Origin of the sequence: Luteimonas sp. BLCC-B24 (genome assembly GCF_028550595.1) — a bacterium.
In the GTDB taxonomy this organism is placed as follows: Bacteria; Pseudomonadota; Gammaproteobacteria; order Xanthomonadales; family Xanthomonadaceae; genus Luteimonas.
In genome coordinates this window covers 248,618-263,560 of the sequence record NZ_JAQQGN010000005.1, presented here as the reverse complement: position 1 = coordinate 263,560, position 14,943 = coordinate 248,618, and the positions used below count along the sequence as shown (strand labels likewise).

At 71.5% G+C, this 14,943-nt stretch carries 20 protein-coding genes; 16 read left to right on the top strand and 4 right to left on the bottom strand.

The window, feature by feature from the left end:
* Positions 1 to 101: 101 nt before the first annotated feature.
* Together PQS31_RS12285 and PQS31_RS12280 are read left to right on the top strand one after the other, a co-directional pair.
* Complete coding sequence (locus tag PQS31_RS12285) at positions 102 to 476, top strand: diacylglycerol kinase (protein ID WP_272763026.1); 375 nt, start codon at positions 102 to 104, stop codon at positions 474 to 476.
* A gap of 8 nt (positions 477 to 484) precedes the next feature.
* The gene (locus PQS31_RS12280) at positions 485 to 1,174 is read left to right on the top strand and encodes a phosphatase PAP2 family protein (protein ID WP_272763025.1); all 690 of its coding nucleotides are present in this window, start codon (positions 485 to 487) and stop codon (positions 1,172 to 1,174) included.
* Here the strand turns inward: PQS31_RS12280 and PQS31_RS12275 are convergent.
* Positions 1,152 to 3,149: an LTA synthase family protein gene (locus PQS31_RS12275; protein WP_272763024.1), complete on the bottom strand. Its 1,998-nt coding sequence runs from the start codon at positions 3,147 to 3,149 to the stop codon at positions 1,152 to 1,154. The genes PQS31_RS12280 and PQS31_RS12275 overlap by 23 nt on opposite strands.
* A gap of 204 nt (positions 3,150 to 3,353) precedes the next feature.
* On the opposite strand from PQS31_RS12275, the gene PQS31_RS12270 reads away from it, so the two are divergent.
* Both PQS31_RS12270 and PQS31_RS12265 read left to right on the top strand, forming a co-directional pair.
* Positions 3,354 to 5,141 carry a phosphoethanolamine--lipid A transferase gene (locus PQS31_RS12270; protein ID WP_272763023.1) on the top strand — a complete coding sequence of 596 codons (1,788 nt, stop codon included), beginning with the start codon at positions 3,354 to 3,356 and terminating at the stop codon, positions 5,139 to 5,141.
* 155 nt (positions 5,142 to 5,296) lie between these two features.
* Positions 5,297 to 5,887, top strand: coding sequence for a DUF1003 domain-containing protein (locus PQS31_RS12265; RefSeq protein ID WP_272763022.1), 591 nt, complete (start codon positions 5,297 to 5,299; stop codon positions 5,885 to 5,887).
* Between the two features lie 10 nt (positions 5,888 to 5,897).
* Here PQS31_RS12265 and arsB read toward each other — a convergent pair whose 3' ends face one another.
* Genes arsB through PQS31_RS12250 form a run of 3 tightly spaced genes read right to left on the bottom strand, consistent with a single transcriptional unit; the run spans position 5,898 to position 7,824 of the window.
* Positions 5,898 to 6,965 carry an ACR3 family arsenite efflux transporter gene (gene arsB / locus PQS31_RS12260; protein WP_272763021.1) on the bottom strand — a complete coding sequence of 356 codons (1,068 nt, stop codon included), beginning with the start codon at positions 6,963 to 6,965 and terminating at the stop codon, positions 5,898 to 5,900.
* A complete protein-coding gene (locus PQS31_RS12255; protein WP_272763020.1) occupies positions 6,962 to 7,453 on the bottom strand; it encodes an arsenate reductase ArsC in 492 nt (163 codons plus the stop codon). The genes arsB and PQS31_RS12255 overlap by 4 nt, the downstream gene beginning before the upstream one ends.
* A gap of 47 nt (positions 7,454 to 7,500) precedes the next feature.
* Complete coding sequence (locus PQS31_RS12250) at positions 7,501 to 7,824, bottom strand: metalloregulator ArsR/SmtB family transcription factor (protein WP_272763019.1); 324 nt, start codon at positions 7,822 to 7,824, stop codon at positions 7,501 to 7,503.
* Between the two features lie 44 nt (positions 7,825 to 7,868).
* On the opposite strand from PQS31_RS12250, the gene arsH reads away from it, so the two are divergent.
* The 12 genes from arsH (at position 7,869) to PQS31_RS12190 (ending at position 14,924) form a co-directional block, all read left to right on the top strand.
* On the top strand, positions 7,869 to 8,588 hold the full coding sequence (arsH, locus tag PQS31_RS12245; RefSeq protein WP_272763018.1) for an arsenical resistance protein ArsH: 720 nt from the start codon (positions 7,869 to 7,871) through the stop codon (positions 8,586 to 8,588).
* 204 nt (positions 8,589 to 8,792) lie between these two features.
* Positions 8,793 to 9,590: an ABC transporter ATP-binding protein gene (locus PQS31_RS12240; protein ID WP_272763016.1), complete on the top strand. Its 798-nt coding sequence runs from the start codon at positions 8,793 to 8,795 to the stop codon at positions 9,588 to 9,590.
* Positions 9,591 to 9,648: 58 nt separating this feature from the next.
* Positions 9,649 to 10,392, top strand: a complete 744-nt coding sequence (locus tag PQS31_RS12235; RefSeq protein ID WP_272763015.1) for an MlaE family lipid ABC transporter permease subunit — start codon at positions 9,649 to 9,651, stop codon at positions 10,390 to 10,392.
* 78 nt (positions 10,393 to 10,470) lie between these two features.
* Positions 10,471 to 11,025, top strand: coding sequence for an outer membrane lipid asymmetry maintenance protein MlaD (mlaD, locus tag PQS31_RS12230; protein WP_272763014.1), 555 nt, complete (start codon positions 10,471 to 10,473; stop codon positions 11,023 to 11,025).
* Positions 11,026 to 11,036: 11 nt separating this feature from the next.
* A complete protein-coding gene (locus PQS31_RS12225; protein ID WP_272763052.1) occupies positions 11,037 to 11,687 on the top strand; it encodes an ABC transporter substrate-binding protein in 651 nt (216 codons plus the stop codon).
* A complete protein-coding gene (locus PQS31_RS12220) occupies positions 11,684 to 11,974 on the top strand; it encodes an STAS domain-containing protein (protein WP_272763013.1) in 291 nt (96 codons plus the stop codon). The genes PQS31_RS12225 and PQS31_RS12220 overlap by 4 nt, the downstream gene beginning before the upstream one ends.
* Before the next feature lie 52 nt (positions 11,975 to 12,026).
* On the top strand, positions 12,027 to 13,139 hold the full coding sequence (locus PQS31_RS12215) for an MlaA family lipoprotein (protein WP_272763012.1): 1,113 nt from the start codon (positions 12,027 to 12,029) through the stop codon (positions 13,137 to 13,139).
* Between the two features lie 537 nt (positions 13,140 to 13,676).
* On the top strand, positions 13,677 to 13,832 hold the full coding sequence (locus tag PQS31_RS12210) for a hypothetical protein (protein ID WP_272763011.1): 156 nt from the start codon (positions 13,677 to 13,679) through the stop codon (positions 13,830 to 13,832).
* A gap of 27 nt (positions 13,833 to 13,859) precedes the next feature.
* Complete coding sequence (locus tag PQS31_RS12205) at positions 13,860 to 14,033, top strand: hypothetical protein (protein WP_272763010.1); 174 nt, start codon at positions 13,860 to 13,862, stop codon at positions 14,031 to 14,033.
* Positions 14,034 to 14,071: 38 nt separating this feature from the next.
* Positions 14,072 to 14,200 carry a hypothetical protein gene (locus PQS31_RS12200; protein ID WP_272763008.1) on the top strand — a complete coding sequence of 43 codons (129 nt, stop codon included), beginning with the start codon at positions 14,072 to 14,074 and terminating at the stop codon, positions 14,198 to 14,200.
* A 39-nt stretch (positions 14,201 to 14,239) separates the two neighbouring features.
* Complete coding sequence (locus PQS31_RS12195) at positions 14,240 to 14,389, top strand: hypothetical protein (protein ID WP_272763007.1); 150 nt, start codon at positions 14,240 to 14,242, stop codon at positions 14,387 to 14,389.
* A 118-nt stretch (positions 14,390 to 14,507) separates the two neighbouring features.
* The gene (locus tag PQS31_RS12190) at positions 14,508 to 14,924 is read left to right on the top strand and encodes a hotdog fold thioesterase (protein ID WP_272763006.1); all 417 of its coding nucleotides are present in this window, start codon (positions 14,508 to 14,510) and stop codon (positions 14,922 to 14,924) included.
* Positions 14,925 to 14,943 lie beyond the last annotated feature (19 nt).

The window sequence follows — 14,943 nt, the reverse complement described above, 5'->3', positions numbered from 1 at the left end:
TCCGGACGAATGCGCCGCGAAGGAATTTCCGACCGCGTTCCGACACGGCGGCCGCCACGCTGCGGCCCACGCCGGCCCCCGTTCGCCGGCCGGAGCCTGCAATGTCGATCCCGATGCCCACCCGGCCCCCGGCGCGCGGCGTGCCGCGCCTGGTCGCGGCGCTGGGCCACTCGCTCCGCGGCCTGCGTGCGACCTGGCGCAGCGAAGCCGCGTTCCGGCTGGAAACGCGGCTCGCGCTCGTCGTCGTGCCCGCGGTGTGGTGGTGCGTGCCGGCGCCGTCGTGGCGCGCGCTGCTGCTGGTGACGCTGGGCCTGGTGTTCGTGGTCGAGCTGCTCAACACCGCAGTGGAAGCGGCGATCGACCGCATCGGCCCCGAGCGGCATCCGCTGTCGGGCAAGGCCAAGGACGCGGGCTCGGCCGCGGTGACGGTGAGCCTGCTGCTGCACGGCGCGGTCTGGGCCTGCGTGCCGTGGTGAGCGGGGACATGGCGTTTCGACGCTCCGGTGGCTGGTCGGCGATCGCGGCGATGCTGGCCACGGCCCTCGTGCTGTCGGCGCCGCTGCAGGGGCTCGGCATCGACCAGTGGCTGGCCGACCGGCTGTATGCCTGGGAAGGCGGGCATTGGGCCTGGCGCGAGGCCTGGTGGACGTCGCGCCTGGTGCACGACGGCGGTCGCCTGCTCACCGTGCTCGCCGGCGCGGGCCTGGCCGCGGGACTGGTGCTCGACCACCGGCGGCGGGTGCTGTCCGCGCGCTGGCGCAGCGCGGCCGGCTATCTGCTGGTCACCGTGGTGCTGTGCGCGGTGCTGATCGCCGCGCTCAAGCGCATCACGGGTGTCGACTGTCCCTGGGACCTGCTGCGCTACGGCGGCGTGCGCGCGCAGGCGCTTCCGTTCACCGGTGTCGGCGCCTGCTTTCCGGCCGGCCATGCCGGCGCCGGCTATGCCTGGGTGGGGTTGTACTTCGCGCTCGCCCACGCCGCGCCGCGTTGGCGCCGTCGGGGGCTGGCGGCCGGTCTGGCGCTCGGCACGGTGTTCGGCGTGGCCCAGCAGTTGCGCGGCGCGCACTTCCTGTCGCACGACGTCTGGGCGCTGGCGGTATGCGCCAGCGTGGCCACCGGCGTCGCCCGGTACTGGCCGGGCTGGGCGACGCTCAGGGGGCACGCGCAGCGGTGAGCGCAGTCACGGGGCGCGCGTCGCCGCGGGCGGGCTCGGGCAGCGTGTGCCAGCCGTGCTCGTAGGCCAGCGTGCCCCACAGCGCGTGCATCGTCGCCTCGCGGACCAGGCCCGGCGGCGCGCCGGCCTGCGGCTGCAGCGCACCGTCGGCGCCGCGCACGAACGCGATCGGCGCCTGCGCCGGCTGCAGCACCACCATCGCGTCGTCGGTCATGTAGGCGAAATTCTGGTCGTACTGCATCAGCGCGCGGCCCGGGCCGGCGGGACGGGTGAGGTCGGCACCGATCATCGGCGTGGGATCGTCGATGCCGACCAGCGACAGCAGCGTCGGCCCCAGGTCGATCTGGCTCACCAGGCGCTCGTCGCGCCGCGGCGCGAGGCCGGGTGCGAGAATGAGCCCGGGAATGTGGAAGTTGTCGACCGGCACCAGCGTGCGGCCGAACGCGCGCGAGTCGTGGTCGGCGACGATCAGGAACACCGTGTCGTCCGCATAGGAGGACGCCAGCGCCTGGTCCATGAACCGGCCCAGCGCGTAGTCGGCGTACTTGGCGGCGTTGTTGCGCGTGGCCTTGCGCGTATCGTGCAAGCGGATGCGACCGTCGGGGAATTCGAACGGATCGTGGTTGCTCGAGGTGAACACGAAGCCGAGGAACGGCGTGCCCGCCGCCTGCAGCCGGGTGAACTCGGCATGCGCGTGGTCGAACAGATCCTCGTCCGACACGCCCCACGAGCCGACGAACGCCGGTGCGCTGTAGTCCTTGCGGTCGACGATGCGCGAAAAGCCGTTCGACAGCAGGAAGCCGCGCATGTTGTCGAAGTGGCTCTCGCCGCCGTAGTAGAAGGTGGTGTCGTAGCCGTGACGGGCGAGCACGCTCGCCAAAGTGAAGAAGTGGCCTTGCGCGCGCGGCCGCTTGACCGTCGCCTGCGACGGCGTGGGCGTGTAGCCGCTGATGACCGCCTCGATGCCGCGCACCGAGCGCGTGCCGGTCGCGTACAGGCGCTCGAACGCCCAGCCCCGGGCGGCGAGGCGGTCGTAGTTCGGCGTCAGCGGCAGGCCGCCGAGGCTGCCGACGAACTGCGCGCCCAGACTCTCCTCGAGCACGATGACCAGATTGCGCGGCCGTCCGGTGTAGGCCGGCGCGTGGTCGACCAGCACCGGCGTGGATGCCGACGCCGCGACGGATGCGCCGGTGCGCGCGTGCATGTAGGCGGCCACCGCGGCATCCGGCGTGGTGGTGTCGTAGACCCGCGCGCCGGGATCGTCGCGCAGCAGGTCGCGGATCGAGAACGCGACCGAATAGAACGAGTTCAGCGGCAGCGTATTGACCGTGGCGTCGCTGGAGAACGCGAGCAGCGCCGGATTCATCGGCCTGTGGCCGAGCGTGGAGCGGATGCCCATCGCCGACCCCGCCACCACCAGCACCGCGAGCCCCACGCGCAGCGGCCAGCCGCTGTTGAAGTCACCGCCGCGCGCGAGGCGTCGGCGCAGCAGGCGGTAGCCCAGCAGCGCGGCGGCCACGCCCAGCGCGAGCGTCAGCAGGCTGCTCACCGCATGGCCCTTGCCCAGCGTCGATGCGATTTCCTGCGGATACAGCAGGTATTCGACGAACACGCGGTTGGGCCGCAGGCCGTACTCGTGCATGAAGGCGGGCGTGGCCAGCTCCAGCGTCAGCGGCACCACCAACGCCAGCGTCAACCAGCCGGCGAACAGGGCATGCACCGGCCGCCGCGCGCGCAGACCGGCCGGCAACAGCAGATACAGCGCGGCGGCCACGCCGAGGACCATGCACATCGTCGCGATGTCGACCCGCACGCCCTGCAGCAGCACCGGCGCCCAGCCGTCGACGGCGGCGACTGCCCCGGCGTGCCAGAGCGACAGGCCCAGCCGCGAGGTCGACAGCAGCGCCAGGCCGGCCGCGAATACCAGCAGGAACGGCGCGAGCGCGGATGCGGCGCGGGCGAGGGAACGGGGCATCGTGAACTCTCCTGATGGACGCGCCGGCGCGCCCGGCCGGTGCCGTGCGCAGGCTGGGCGCGGCGATGTCGGAGAACTGTCGGAACCGGGGACCGGGGCCTCGCGGCGTTAAGACATCCGCAACGTCATTCCCACGGCATTCCGACGTCGGCACCGCGAGCGTGCGCACGCCGGAACGGCCGGCACGACCCGGGTGGATCGACGATGCAAGGACAGGGGCGGACACCGGGCGTGCGGCACGTGCCGCGCACACCCGCGCACGAACGCGGCGCCGCGGCGCCGCAGGTGGGCGCGCGGATACTGGCCGGGCGTGGCGCCCGCGTCATTGCGACCGGCCACGACGCCGCCGCGGTGTTCGACGGCATGCGCGAGGTGTGGCTGCGTGTGCGTGCGGCGCTGCGACGGCCGTGGCCGCCCGAGGGGCTGCTCGTCGCGGTGTCGGCCTGGTGCATCGTCAGCGCCAATGCCGCGTTCTGGCACGCCTTGGACGTGGCCGGCGCCGCGATGGGCGTGCAGTTCGCATTCGGCGTGGCGCTGGTCGCGCTGCACGCACTGCTGTTCGGCCTGCTCGCATTCGGCCGCGCGCTGAAGCCGGTCCTGTGCGCGCTGCTGGTGCTGACCGCGTGCGCGTCGTTCTTCGCCACGCGCTACGCGGTGCTGTTCGACGTGGAGATGATCCACAACGTGCTGCGCACCGACCCGGCCGAAAGCCGGGAATTGCTCTCGGCGGGCCTGCTGCTGCACGTGCTGCTGCAGGGTGTCACGCCGGCGATGCTGGTGACGCTGGTGCCGCTGCGGCGCGACACCTTCGGACGCGCCGCGGTGCGCCGCGGGGTGTTCCTGCTGGCGATGGCGCTGCTGGCCGCGGGCGCGCTCGGCAGCGCATCGCAGGGCATCTTCTCGCTGGTACGCGCCGACCATGCGCTCCGCTACCGGATCACGCCCGGCAACGTGCTGGTATCGGCCGTGCGCGCCGTGGGCGAGCGCGACGAGGTGCCTCCCGGCGAACGCCAGCCGGTGGCCACCGATGCACGCCGGACGACGACACCGGTGATGCGCCGGCCGCGCCTGCTGGTGCTGGTGGTCGGCGAAACGGTGCGCGCCGATCACTGGGGACTCAACGGCTACGCGCGCGACACCACACCCGAGCTGCGCGCGCGCGGCGTGGTGAACTTCCCGGATGTCAGGGCCTGCGGCAGCAGCACCGAGGTCTCGCTGCCGTGCATGTTCTCCGCGCTCGGCCGCGCGCATTACGATCGCGACGCGATCCGCGCGCAGCAGAGCCTGCTCGACGTCGTCGCCCGCACCGGCGTCGGCGTCGACTGGCTCGACAACCAGTCCGGCTGCAAGGGCGTCTGCGCGGGGACCGGCATGGAGACGATGAGCGCCGCGATCGATCCGGTCGCCTGCGGCGCCGGCCGCTGTCTCGACGCGGTGCTGGCGACCGCGCTGGGCCAGCGGCTGGACACCGCGCAGGGCGACACGCTGCTGGTGCTGCACATGCTCGGCAACCACGGGCCGGCCTACTTCGAGCGGTATCCCGCGCCGTACGCGCGCTACCGGCCCGCCTGTGCCAGCGCCGAACTGGCGCGCTGCGCCCAGCCGGCGATCATCAACGCCTACGACAACGCCATCCTCTACACCGACGCCGTGCTCGGCCAGCTGATCGACCTGCTGGCCGCCCACCGCGCCCACGACAGTGCGCTGCTGTACGTGTCCGACCACGGCGAATCGCTGGGCGAGTACGGGCTGTTCCTGCACGGCGCACCGTACGCGCTGGCGCCGGCGCAGCAGCTGCAGGTGCCGATGGTGTGGTGGAGCGCGGCCGACTCGGCGCGGTCGATGGGTCTCGACCTGGCCTGCGTCCGCAGCGGCGCACGTGCACCGCACGCGCACGACGACCTGTTTCCGACGGTGCTGGGCTTCTTCGACATCGCCACGCGCGCCTACGACCGCACGCGCGACATCGCCGGACGGTGCCGTGCAGGCTGAGCGTCGCGACCGCGCGTGCCCCTGCGAGGCGCGTCCTGCGCGACGTTCGCCTCGCCGGCCCGGACGTCCAGAATGGGGCGGTCGCCGGCGGTGCCGGCGTCGGGCGCTGCGTCGCCGCAGCGCCGTGTCCGTCATCCCGGGACAGGAGCGCGTCCATGCAGACCCCGTCACATCTCGATTATCTCGCCCGGGCCCGGAGCTGGTTCGGTCCGAATGCGGAGCTCGAGCCGGCCACGCGCGAGATCGTGCAGCGGGCGATCGATCGCCGGGTCACGTCCACCGATCCGGGCAAGCTGCTGGACCAGGCGACATTCGCAGAAGCGCTCGCCGACCGGGTGGCCGCATTCGGCGGCTCGTGGACCTTCATCCTGGCGTTCGTGGCCGTGCTGATCGGCTGGGTGGCGCTCAATACGGGCGCACTCGGCGCGCACGCGTTCGACCCCTACCCCTACATCTTCCTCAACCTGATGCTGTCGATGGTCGCCGCGCTGCAGGCGCCGGTGATCATGATGAGCCAGAACCGGCAGGCAGCGAAGGACCGGCAGATGGCGGGCTACGACTACGCGGTGAACCTCAAGGCCGAGCTCGAGATCATGGCCCTGCACGAGAAGATGGACGCGATGCGCAGCGAGCAGATCATGCGGCTGCTCGAGCAGCAGCAGACCCAGATCGATCTGCTGCTGCGTCTGGCGGCGCGGGTCGGCGAGGCTGCGAATCCGCCGTCGACGCCCGAGGGCCGCGCGTGATGTCCCGCGATCAGGCGGTAACGCGGCCGAACCAGCGGCGCTGCATCCACAGCGCCACGTGCACCAGCAGGATCAGCACCGGCACCTCGACCAGCGGCCCGATGACGGCCGCGAACGCGACCGGCGAGGCCAGGCCGAAGGCCGCGATGGCGACCGCGATCGCCAGCTCGAAGTTGTTGCCGGCCGCGGTGAACGCGATCGCCGTCGTGCGCGGATAGTCTTTCGCGATCAGCTTGCCCATCCAGAAGCTGAGGACGAACTGGATCAGGAAGTACAGCGTCAGCGGTATCGCGATGCGCACCACGTCCATCGGAATCCGCACCACGTCGGCGCCCTTGAGACTGAACATCGCGACGATGGTGAACAGCAGCGCGGCCAGGGTGATCGGGCTGATCTTCGGGAGGAAGCGCGTTTCGTACCAGGCTTCGCCCTTGGATTTGACCAACCAGCGGCGGGTGAGATACCCGGCGAGGAACGGAATGCCAAGGTAGATCAGCACCGCCTGCGCGATGGTCCAGATGCCGACGTCGATGACGCTGCCTTCCAGCCCGAACACCGGCGGCAGCCAGCTCAGGAAGAACCAGGCGTAGGCGCTGAAGAACAGGATCTGGAACACCGAGTTGAATGCGACCAGGCCGGCGACGTACTGGTTGTCGCCGCGCGCGAGCTGGTTCCACACCAGCACCATCGCGATGCAGCGGGCGAGGCCGATCAGAATCAGGCCGGTCATGTATTCGGGATAGTCGCGCAGGAACAGCACCGCCAGCCCGAACATCAGGAACGGCCCGATCAGCCAGTTCTGCACCAGCGACAGCGCCAGCACGCGCTTGTCGCGGAACACGTTGGGCAGTTCCGCATAGCGCACCTTGGCCAGCGGCGGGTACATCATCAGGATCAGGCCGATGGCGATCGGGATGTTGGTGCCGGCCCAGCTGAGCGTATCGAGCGCCGCCGGCAGGCCGTCGAACAGCGTGCCCAGCGCGATGCCCAGCGCCATCGCCGCGAAGATCCACAGCGTGAGCCAGCGGTCGAGGAACGACAGGCGCCCCGGGGCGGGCGCAGACGCGGGCGTGCTCATCCGACGTCGGCGATCGGTTCGAGCAGCGCCTTGACCGCGGCCTTGTCGGCCCAGACGTCGTCGCGGATGTCGAGAAACGCGCGCAATCGCTTCTGGATGATCGCGTGCGCCTCGGCAAACGCGGCGCGCTTGTCGGCGTCGCTGCCGGTCACCGCAGCGGGGTCGAACAGGCCCCAGTGCACGCGCACGAAATCGCCGTGGACGATCGGGCAGCTCTCGCCCGCCGCGCTGTCGCAGACGGTGACGATCAGATCCATCGGCGCGGCGGTCTCGGCCGAGAATTCGTCCCAGGACTTGCTGCGCAGGTTGTCGGTGGGAAAGCCCTCGCGCTCGAGCTGCGCGATCGCGAACGGATTCACCTGGCCGGCCGGCTGGCTGCCGGCGCTGTAGGCCTCGTAACGGCCCACGCCCCAGGCGCGGAGCGTGGCTTCGGCCAGCACGCTGCGGGCGGAATTGCCGGTGCACAGGAACAGGACGCGTCGGGTCATGGGTCGGGCTCTCGGAAGGCGTGAGGAACGGAAGGGATCGGGGTGTCTCAGGGCGCACACGCCGCGGACGGCACACAGGCGCCCGCGTCGTCGGCGCAGCAGTTCTCGGTGAGGTAGCCGACCAGCGCGTTCATCGCCTCCAGGTCGGCGCGGTAGCGGATGGTCCGCCCGCTCGCCTCGCCGCTCACCAGCCCCGCGGCGGTCAGCGCCTTGAGATGGAAGGACAGGGTGGCGCCGGGCAGGGCCAGGGCCTCGGCGATGTCGCCGGCCAGCCTGCCGGCGCGACCGGCGCGCACCAGCAGCCGGAAGACCGACAGGCGCGTGTCCTGGCCGAGGGCGGCGAGTGCGTGGGTTGCGGCTTTATGTTCCATATTTCTAGAATAATCGAATATTCATGACGCTCACAAGACCGCCCATGGCGCCCGATCTGCCCAACCTCGACCCTGCCGCGTTCAAGCCCGTCGACCCGGCCGCACTCGGCGTGCCGGCCGGCGGCCATCCGCCGCGCATCCTGATCCTCTACGGCTCGCTGCGTCCGGAGTCCTACAGCCGCAAGCTGGCGCTGGAGGCGCAGCGCCTGCTCGAACGTTTCGGCGCCGAGACGCGGCTGTTCGACCCGCACGACCTGCCGATGCTCGATTCGGTGCCGGCCACGCACCCGAAGGTGCAGGCACTGCGTGCGCTGTCGCTGTGGTCGGAAGGCCAGGTCTGGGTGAGCCCGGAGCGCCACGGCGCGCCGACCGCGGTCTTCAAGAACCAGATCGACTGGCTGCCGCTGGAAAGCGCCGGCGTGCGCCCCACCCAGGGCCGCACGCTGGCGGTGCTGCAGGTCTGCGGCGGCTCGCAGTCGTTCAACGTGGTCAACGCCCTGCGCCTGCTCGGCCGCTGGATGCGCATGGTGACCATCCCCAACCAGTCCTCGGTGCCCAAGGCCTGGCAGGAATTCGACGAGGCAGGGCGGATGAAGCCCTCGGCGTACTACGACCGCGTGGTCGACGTGATGGAAGAGCTGGTGAGGTTCACCTGGCTGGTGCGCGGCCGCAGCGCGCTGCTGACCGACCGCTACAGCGAGCGTCGCGAACACGCGGCAGCGGCTGCGCTGGCCGCGCGTTCCGGGGCTGCCGCCACGCGTTGAACCGACCTGACCACGTGCGCCCGGGCACGTCGCCGCGACCGTGGGGCCCGTCGCCGGGACGCTCAAACCCGCGACCGGGACAATTTCTGTACTCACCAGTTCACTGACTGGGTTAAGATTCAGTTTGTTTTCGCCATGCTCTGCGGGTTTCGCGCCGGCACTGCCGCGCCACCGACGTCCCGCCGTTTCCGTATCGATTCCCGAATGCCCGACGCCACCGCCCCTGCCGTGCTGCTGCGTGACGTCCGCCTCGACCGGGGCGGGCGCAGCGTGCTGTCGGGGATCGACCTGTCGGTGCCGCGTGGCAGCGTGACCGCGGTGCTGGGACCGTCCGGCAGCGGCAAATCGACGCTGCTGTCGGCACTGACCGGTGAACTCGTTCCGGCGGCCGGCACGGTCGAGGTGTTCGGGCAGCGCGTGCCCACGCGCACCCGCGACCTGCTCGAATTGCGCAAGAGCATCGGCGTGCTGCTGCAGGGCAACGGCCTGCTGACCGACCTCACCGCCGGCGAGAACATCGCCCTGCCGCTGCGTCTGCACACGAGGTTTCCGAAGCCGGTGATCGCGCGGCTGGTGGCGATGAAGCTGCAGGCGGTGGGCCTGCGCGCAGCCGCCGACCTGTATCCGCGCGAGCTCTCGGGCGGCATGGCGCGGCGCGTGGCGCTGGCGCGTGCGCTGGCACTGGATCCGCCGCTGATGATCTACGACGAGCCGCTGACCGGGCTGGACCCGATCGCCTCGGGCGTGATCATGAGTCTGATCGCACGGCTCAATGCCAGCCTCGGTCTCACCAGCATCATCGTCACCCATCACGTCCATGAAACGCTGCCGATCGCCGACCACGCGGTCGTGATCGCCAACGGCCGCATCGTCTTCGCCGGCACCCCGGGCGCACTCGAGGCCTCGACCGATCCGCTGGTGCAGCAGTTCCTGCGCGGCGCGCCCGACGGACCGATCGCGTTCGACCGCAGCGACCTCGTCGCGCGCACGGAGGCGGCGTGATGCGCCGTTCCGGCACGACGTCCCGCGCGCAGGCATGCGCGGGCAGGAGAGATCCACGATGAGCGCCGCCATCCGCTCGCTCGGCCGCGCCGGCCTGTTTTCGCTGTCGGTGTTCGGTGCATCGAAGCCGACCGCCGACTTCTTTTCCGAACTGCTGCGCGAGATCTACAAGATCGGCGGCCGGTCCCTGCCGATCATCGCCGTCGGCGGCGCCTTCGTCGGGCTGTCGCTGACCCTGCTGGGCTACCGCGCGCTGGAAACCTACGGCGCCAGCAACCAGGTCAGCGTGCTGATCGGCCTCGGCCTGTACCGCGAACTGGCGCCGGTGCTGACCGCGCTGCTGTTCGTGGGCCGCGCCGGCAGTTCGATCGCCGCCGAACTCGGCCTGATGCGCGCGACCGACCAGATCACCGCGCTCGGCCTGATGGCGATCGATCCGGTGGCCAAGGCGGTGGCGCCGCGCTTCTGGGCCGCGGTGATCTGCGTGCCGCTGCTGACCGCGTTCTTCTGCAGCCTGGCGCTGTCGGCGAGCTGGTTCCAGGCGGTGCAGGTGCTGGGCGTCGACAACGGCATGTTCTGGCAGACGATGCAGGACGCGGTGGATTTCCGCGGTGACTTCCTGATCGCATTCCTGAAGTCGGCCGTCTTCGGCGGCACCGCGGCGCTGGTGGCCTCGTACGTGGGCTTCCACGCCGAGCCGACGATCGAGGGCACGTCGGTGGCGACGACGCGCGCGGTGGTCAACGCCTCGCTGCTGGTGCTGATGTTCAATTTCGTGATGTCGGCCTTCCTGTTCCGCTGAGCATCCCGTGTGCGGCGTCGCCGCCGCATCCATTCCATTCACCGCCCGGTGGGGCGGTCCGCTGCAAAGGTGACACCCATGACAAGCGCCCGTGGTCCCCGTCTCGAGTTCGCCGTCGGTGCGTTCCTGCTGCTGGCGCTCGCGTCGCTGCTGGTGCTGGCGGTGGCATCGACCAACGGCCAGTTCGGCTTCTCGCGTGGCGGGACCTACGAACTCACCGCGCGCTTCACCAATCTCGGCCAGCTGCGTCCGAACGCGCCGGTCAAGATCGGCGGCGTGACGATCGGCCGGGTGACCCGGGTGGATCTCGATCCGGTGCGCTTCGATTCCGTCGTGACGCTGGCGGTGGAGAACCGCTTCAACGAGATCCCGGTGGACACCTCGGCCGCGATCCTCACCGGCGGCCTGCTCGGCGAAAGCTACGTCGGCCTGTCGCCGGGTGGCGACATGGAGTCGCTGCAGCCGGGCGAGGAGATCGCGTTCACCTCTCCGGCGGTCGATCTGATCCAGATGGTCGGTCGGTACATGTTCAGCGGCGGCGGCAATGATGCCGATGCCGCACCGTCGGCGGACGCCCCGTCCGACACCGCGTCCCCCGACGCGTTCCCCCATGACGAAGGAGTCGTTCCATGAACCGTATGCCTCTGCTCACCCGCGCGCTGCCGCTGGCGCTCGCGACCGCATTCGCACTGCCCGGCATCGCATTCGCCCAGCAGGCCGCCGCACCGGCCGCCGCGACCGCACAGGCGGGCGCGCCGAGCCAGCTCGTGCTCAGCAACAGCGAGCGCGTGCTCAAGACCCTCGAGTCGCGCCGCGCCGAATTCACCCGGGATCGCGCCGCGCTGCAGCGCTTCATCACCGGCGAGTTCGACCAGATGTTCGACCGCGACTACGCCGCGCGCCAGGTCCTGGGCCGGCACGCGCGCGGCGCGTCCGACGCCGACGTCAAGCTGTTCGGTGATGCGCTGGCCGACAACCTGATGCGCCGTTACGGTTCGTCGCTGCTGGACTTCAATGCCCAGCTGCGCGTGCGCATCAAGTCCGAAACCCCGCTGCCGCGCGGACTCGGCGTGCGCGTGTCGAGCGAGCTGCTGCGCAGCGGCGGCGAGCCGATTCCGGTCGATTACCTGATGCGCCAGAGCGGCGGCACCTGGAAGGTGTTCGACGTGATGGTGGAGGGCGTGTCGTTCGTGCGCACCTTCCGCGACCAGTTCGACCCGCAGCTGCAGCGCAAGTCGATTCCCGAGGTCGCGCGCGAACTGCGCAGTGGCCAGATCCAGGCCACCGCCGAGTGACCACGCCGGCGGCGGCCTCGGTGCGCCGGGACGGCGACGCGCTGGCATTCGCCGGCGCGGTGTCGGCGGTCTCGGTGCCGGCGCTGTGGAACGAGGCCCGCCGCCTGCGTGCGGGCGCTTCGCGCCTCGACCTGCACGACGTGACGGCGCTCGACAGCGCGGGGCTGGCCCTGCTGGCGGAACTGGCGGCCGACGGCCCGCTGGACGTGCACGGCACGCCGCCCGGCCTGACCGAACTGTGCCGGGCCTACCGGCTGACGCCGACGCTGGGCTACGTGTCGGCCTGAGGCCGCCCGCCCGTCGCCGCGTCCGCGGCGTGGACTCCAACGGACCATGACGATGTCCAATTCCCTCACGATCCGCCTGCTGTCACCGCTGCTCGCCGCGGCGGTGCTCGCCGGGTGCGCCGGCACCGGCGCGCCGCGCGACCGCGTCCCGCCCCCGGTCGCGGACGTCGGGACCGGCGACGCCGCGACGGCCACCGACGCGCCCGCGCCGCTCGATGTCCCCTCGGCCGCGGATGCCGATGCCGCCGAAACCGCCGCGTCGCCCGACACCGGCGAGGTCATCGAGGCCTTCGACGAGGCTGCGCGCGTCGCCGGCGACGCGGGCCCGCCCGACGGCACGCCGGTCGACGCCGTGCCCACCCAGGCCGAACTCGACTACGCGGCGCTGTACGGCACCGACGTCTACGACCCGGTCTACGATCCGACGCTGCCCGAAGCCGCGCAGATGCCGCGCAGCTACGACCCCTGGGAGCCGCTCAACCGGCGCGTGTTCGCGTTCAACAGCGCGGTCGACCGCGCGATCGCGACGCCGCTGGCGCGCGCCTACGTCAAGGTGGTGCCGCGCCCGGTGCGCCTGGGCGTGACCAACTTCTTCAGCAACCTCGGCCAGCCGGTGAGTGCGGTCAACGCGCTGTTGCAGGGGCGGCCGAAGGCCGCGGGCCAGTCGCTGGGCCGGTTCCTGCTCAACAGCACGCTCGGGATCGGCGGCATCTTCGATCCGGCGTCGGATGCCGACATTCCCCATCGCGATGCCGATTTCGGCCAGACGCTCGGTGTCTGGGGGTGGCGCAACTCGCGCTACGTCGAGCTGCCGCTGTTCGGGCCGCGCACGCTGCGCGACGGCTTCGGCCTGATCGGGGATGCGCCGCTGTCGCCGATGCGCCAGATCGGCGACGACGAATGGCGCTACGGCCTGCAGGGCCTGCAACTGGTCGACCTGCGCACCCGGCTGTTCGCCGTCGACAGCATGCGCGAGGGCGCGGCCGACGAGTACGCGCTGATCCGCGACGCCTGGATGCAGCGGCGTGCCTACCAGATCGAATCCGTGCGTCGCCACAGCGACGACACCGACGGCCTGCCCGATTACCTGTTCGAAGACGACGCGATGCCGACGGTTCCGGTCGACGTGATGCCGGTGATCCCCGGCGTGCCCACGCCGCCCTGAGCGCTGTCGCCCCCGTGCATCGAAGCCCCGCGTCCGCGGGGCTTTTTTTTTGGGCGTGCAGGCACGGCCGCGTGCCTGTGGACAGGCCGCGCCGGCAGGCAGGGGAGGGCCGTGTGCACGGATGCCCGCACGCGACGCATCGGCCCGTCCGGTGCGAAGCCGTTCGGCAGGGCGATACCGCGCCGACGGCCGACCCCGGTCTTTCCGACCCGCGCTGCGCGAGGCCGAGCCCGCATGCCCGCCGGCCGGGCGGTGGCGGGCTCGCACCGGGACTCGTCATCCGTCGCGGGGCCGCGCCTGCGCGACGCGATGACCGCCCGCTGCGCGCGGGTGGGGACGCGGGCGACGGCATCGGCGCGTCGGTTCACAGGCCGAGAGGCGCGCCGACCGCACGGCCTCGTCGCGACACCAATATATGAACAAAAGCTGAACAAATAAGCGCAAGGCGGGGGATATGACCTTCGGCACCTGGTGTTATCGGACGGTGGTGTTGTAGTCTACCAGCACACCGAAGCACACCGACCCAGGAGACCCGCCATGCAGACCCAGACCCCCCACGCCGCCGCCCCCCGCGCCCTCGACCTCGCCCCGCGTGCCCGCAGCTTCGGCACCGGCTACGGCCGCAGCAGCGGCTACGCCGCGCCGCGCAGCTACAGCCGCCCGTCGGTGCCCGCCCGCTTCCGCGTCGTCTGACCGCCCCCGTTCCCAGGACCCATCGCCATGACCCGCATGCTCGCCATCGTTCACGCCGCCGCCGCCCGCCTCCCCGTCGCCGATGCGGCCGCAGGCCTCCCGACCTGCACCGCCCGCCTGGTGGCCTCGGCACGCACCGCCGGCTATGCCCGCGCACGCTACGCCGCCGGCACCCTGCCCAGCCGCTTCCAGATCGCCTGAACCCGTCCGCCCCACCCGAGGATCCGCCGATGCACCGCATGTCCGCCCCGTCCCGGCTCGCGCCGATCGCCGCCCAGCCCACCGCGCGTCCGTTCCGCCGCGATTTCGCCGAGCGCCGGCGTGCCGCCACGGCCTCGCCGTTCCCCGCCCGCTTCCGCCTGGTCTGAGTCCGCCGTCCGCGCAACCGCGCCGTCAGGAGTTCCGCCATGTCCCGTCCCTCGACATCACCCGTTCCCGCCACCGCCGCGTCCCCGCGTGCGCTGGATCACCGCCTCGCCCCGCCGTCGTTCGGCAGCCGCTATACGCGCGCCTCGTGGCTGAGCGCCCCGCGTCCGACGCTGTTCCGGGTGCACTGACCCGCCGCGCACGCCGGACGGCATCCGCACCGTGGACGACGCTGCGTGGCGGTCCGGGTCTGGCGGACACCGCCGGGGGTCTTAAGCTGTCCGGCTCCCCACACCGGATCCGCGCCGCATGTTCCGCACTGACACCACGGTCGACCAGCTCAACGCCCTGTCGACCGATACCGCGATCGCCGCGCTCGGCATCGTGTTCACCGAGATCGGCGCCGACTACCTGCGCGCGACGATGCCGGTCGATGGCCGCACCCATCAGCCCTACGGCCTGCTGCACGGCGGGGCGTCCGCGTTGCTGGCCGAGACGCTCGGCAGCACCGGCGGCGGTCTGGCCGCGCCCGAGGGCTGCGGCGTGGTCGGCATCGAGATCAACGCCAACCATCTGCGCGGGGTGCGCAGTGGCCTGGTCACCGGCACGGCGCGCGCGGTGCACGTCGGCCGCAGCACCCAGGTGTGGGACATCCGCATCGAGGACGAGCGCGGACGCGCCGTCTGCGTGTCGCGTCTGACCCTCGCCGTGATACCGAAGCCGTGACATCGCGCATTCATTTCGC

Bases quoted from the DNA above. Each gene is read 5' to 3' on its own strand.
- PQS31_RS12210 (WP_272763011.1), top strand. From the start codon at position 13,677: ATGCAGACCCAGACCCCCCACGCCGCCGCCCCCCGCGCCCTCGACCTC.
- PQS31_RS12240 (WP_272763016.1), top strand. From the start codon at position 8,793: ATGCCCGACGCCACCGCCCCTGCCGTGCTGCTGCGTGACGTCCGCCTC.
- arsB (WP_272763021.1), bottom strand. From the start codon at position 6,965: ATGAGCACGCCCGCGTCTGCGCCCGCCCCGGGGCGCCTGTCGTTCCTC.
- PQS31_RS12195 (WP_272763007.1), top strand. From the start codon at position 14,240: ATGTCCCGTCCCTCGACATCACCCGTTCCCGCCACCGCCGCGTCCCCG.
- PQS31_RS12275 (WP_272763024.1), bottom strand. From the start codon at position 3,149: ATGCCCCGTTCCCTCGCCCGCGCCGCATCCGCGCTCGCGCCGTTCCTG.
- PQS31_RS12255 (WP_272763020.1), bottom strand. From the start codon at position 7,453: ATGACCCGACGCGTCCTGTTCCTGTGCACCGGCAATTCCGCCCGCAGC.
- PQS31_RS12265 (WP_272763022.1), top strand. From the start codon at position 5,297: ATGCAGACCCCGTCACATCTCGATTATCTCGCCCGGGCCCGGAGCTGG.
- PQS31_RS12250 (WP_272763019.1), bottom strand. From the start codon at position 7,824: ATGGAACATAAAGCCGCAACCCACGCACTCGCCGCCCTCGGCCAGGAC.
- PQS31_RS12205 (WP_272763010.1), top strand. From the start codon at position 13,860: ATGACCCGCATGCTCGCCATCGTTCACGCCGCCGCCGCCCGCCTCCCC.
- PQS31_RS12285 (WP_272763026.1), top strand. From the start codon at position 102: ATGTCGATCCCGATGCCCACCCGGCCCCCGGCGCGCGGCGTGCCGCGC.
- PQS31_RS12235 (WP_272763015.1), top strand. From the start codon at position 9,649: ATGAGCGCCGCCATCCGCTCGCTCGGCCGCGCCGGCCTGTTTTCGCTG.
- PQS31_RS12280 (WP_272763025.1), top strand. From the start codon at position 485: ATGGCGTTTCGACGCTCCGGTGGCTGGTCGGCGATCGCGGCGATGCTG.
- PQS31_RS12190 (WP_272763006.1), top strand. From the start codon at position 14,508: ATGTTCCGCACTGACACCACGGTCGACCAGCTCAACGCCCTGTCGACC.
- PQS31_RS12270 (WP_272763023.1), top strand. From the start codon at position 3,354: ATGCAAGGACAGGGGCGGACACCGGGCGTGCGGCACGTGCCGCGCACA.
- mlaD (WP_272763014.1), top strand. From the start codon at position 10,471: ATGACAAGCGCCCGTGGTCCCCGTCTCGAGTTCGCCGTCGGTGCGTTC.
- PQS31_RS12200 (WP_272763008.1), top strand. From the start codon at position 14,072: ATGTCCGCCCCGTCCCGGCTCGCGCCGATCGCCGCCCAGCCCACCGCG.
- arsH (WP_272763018.1), top strand. From the start codon at position 7,869: ATGGCGCCCGATCTGCCCAACCTCGACCCTGCCGCGTTCAAGCCCGTC.
- PQS31_RS12215 (WP_272763012.1), top strand. From the start codon at position 12,027: ATGTCCAATTCCCTCACGATCCGCCTGCTGTCACCGCTGCTCGCCGCG.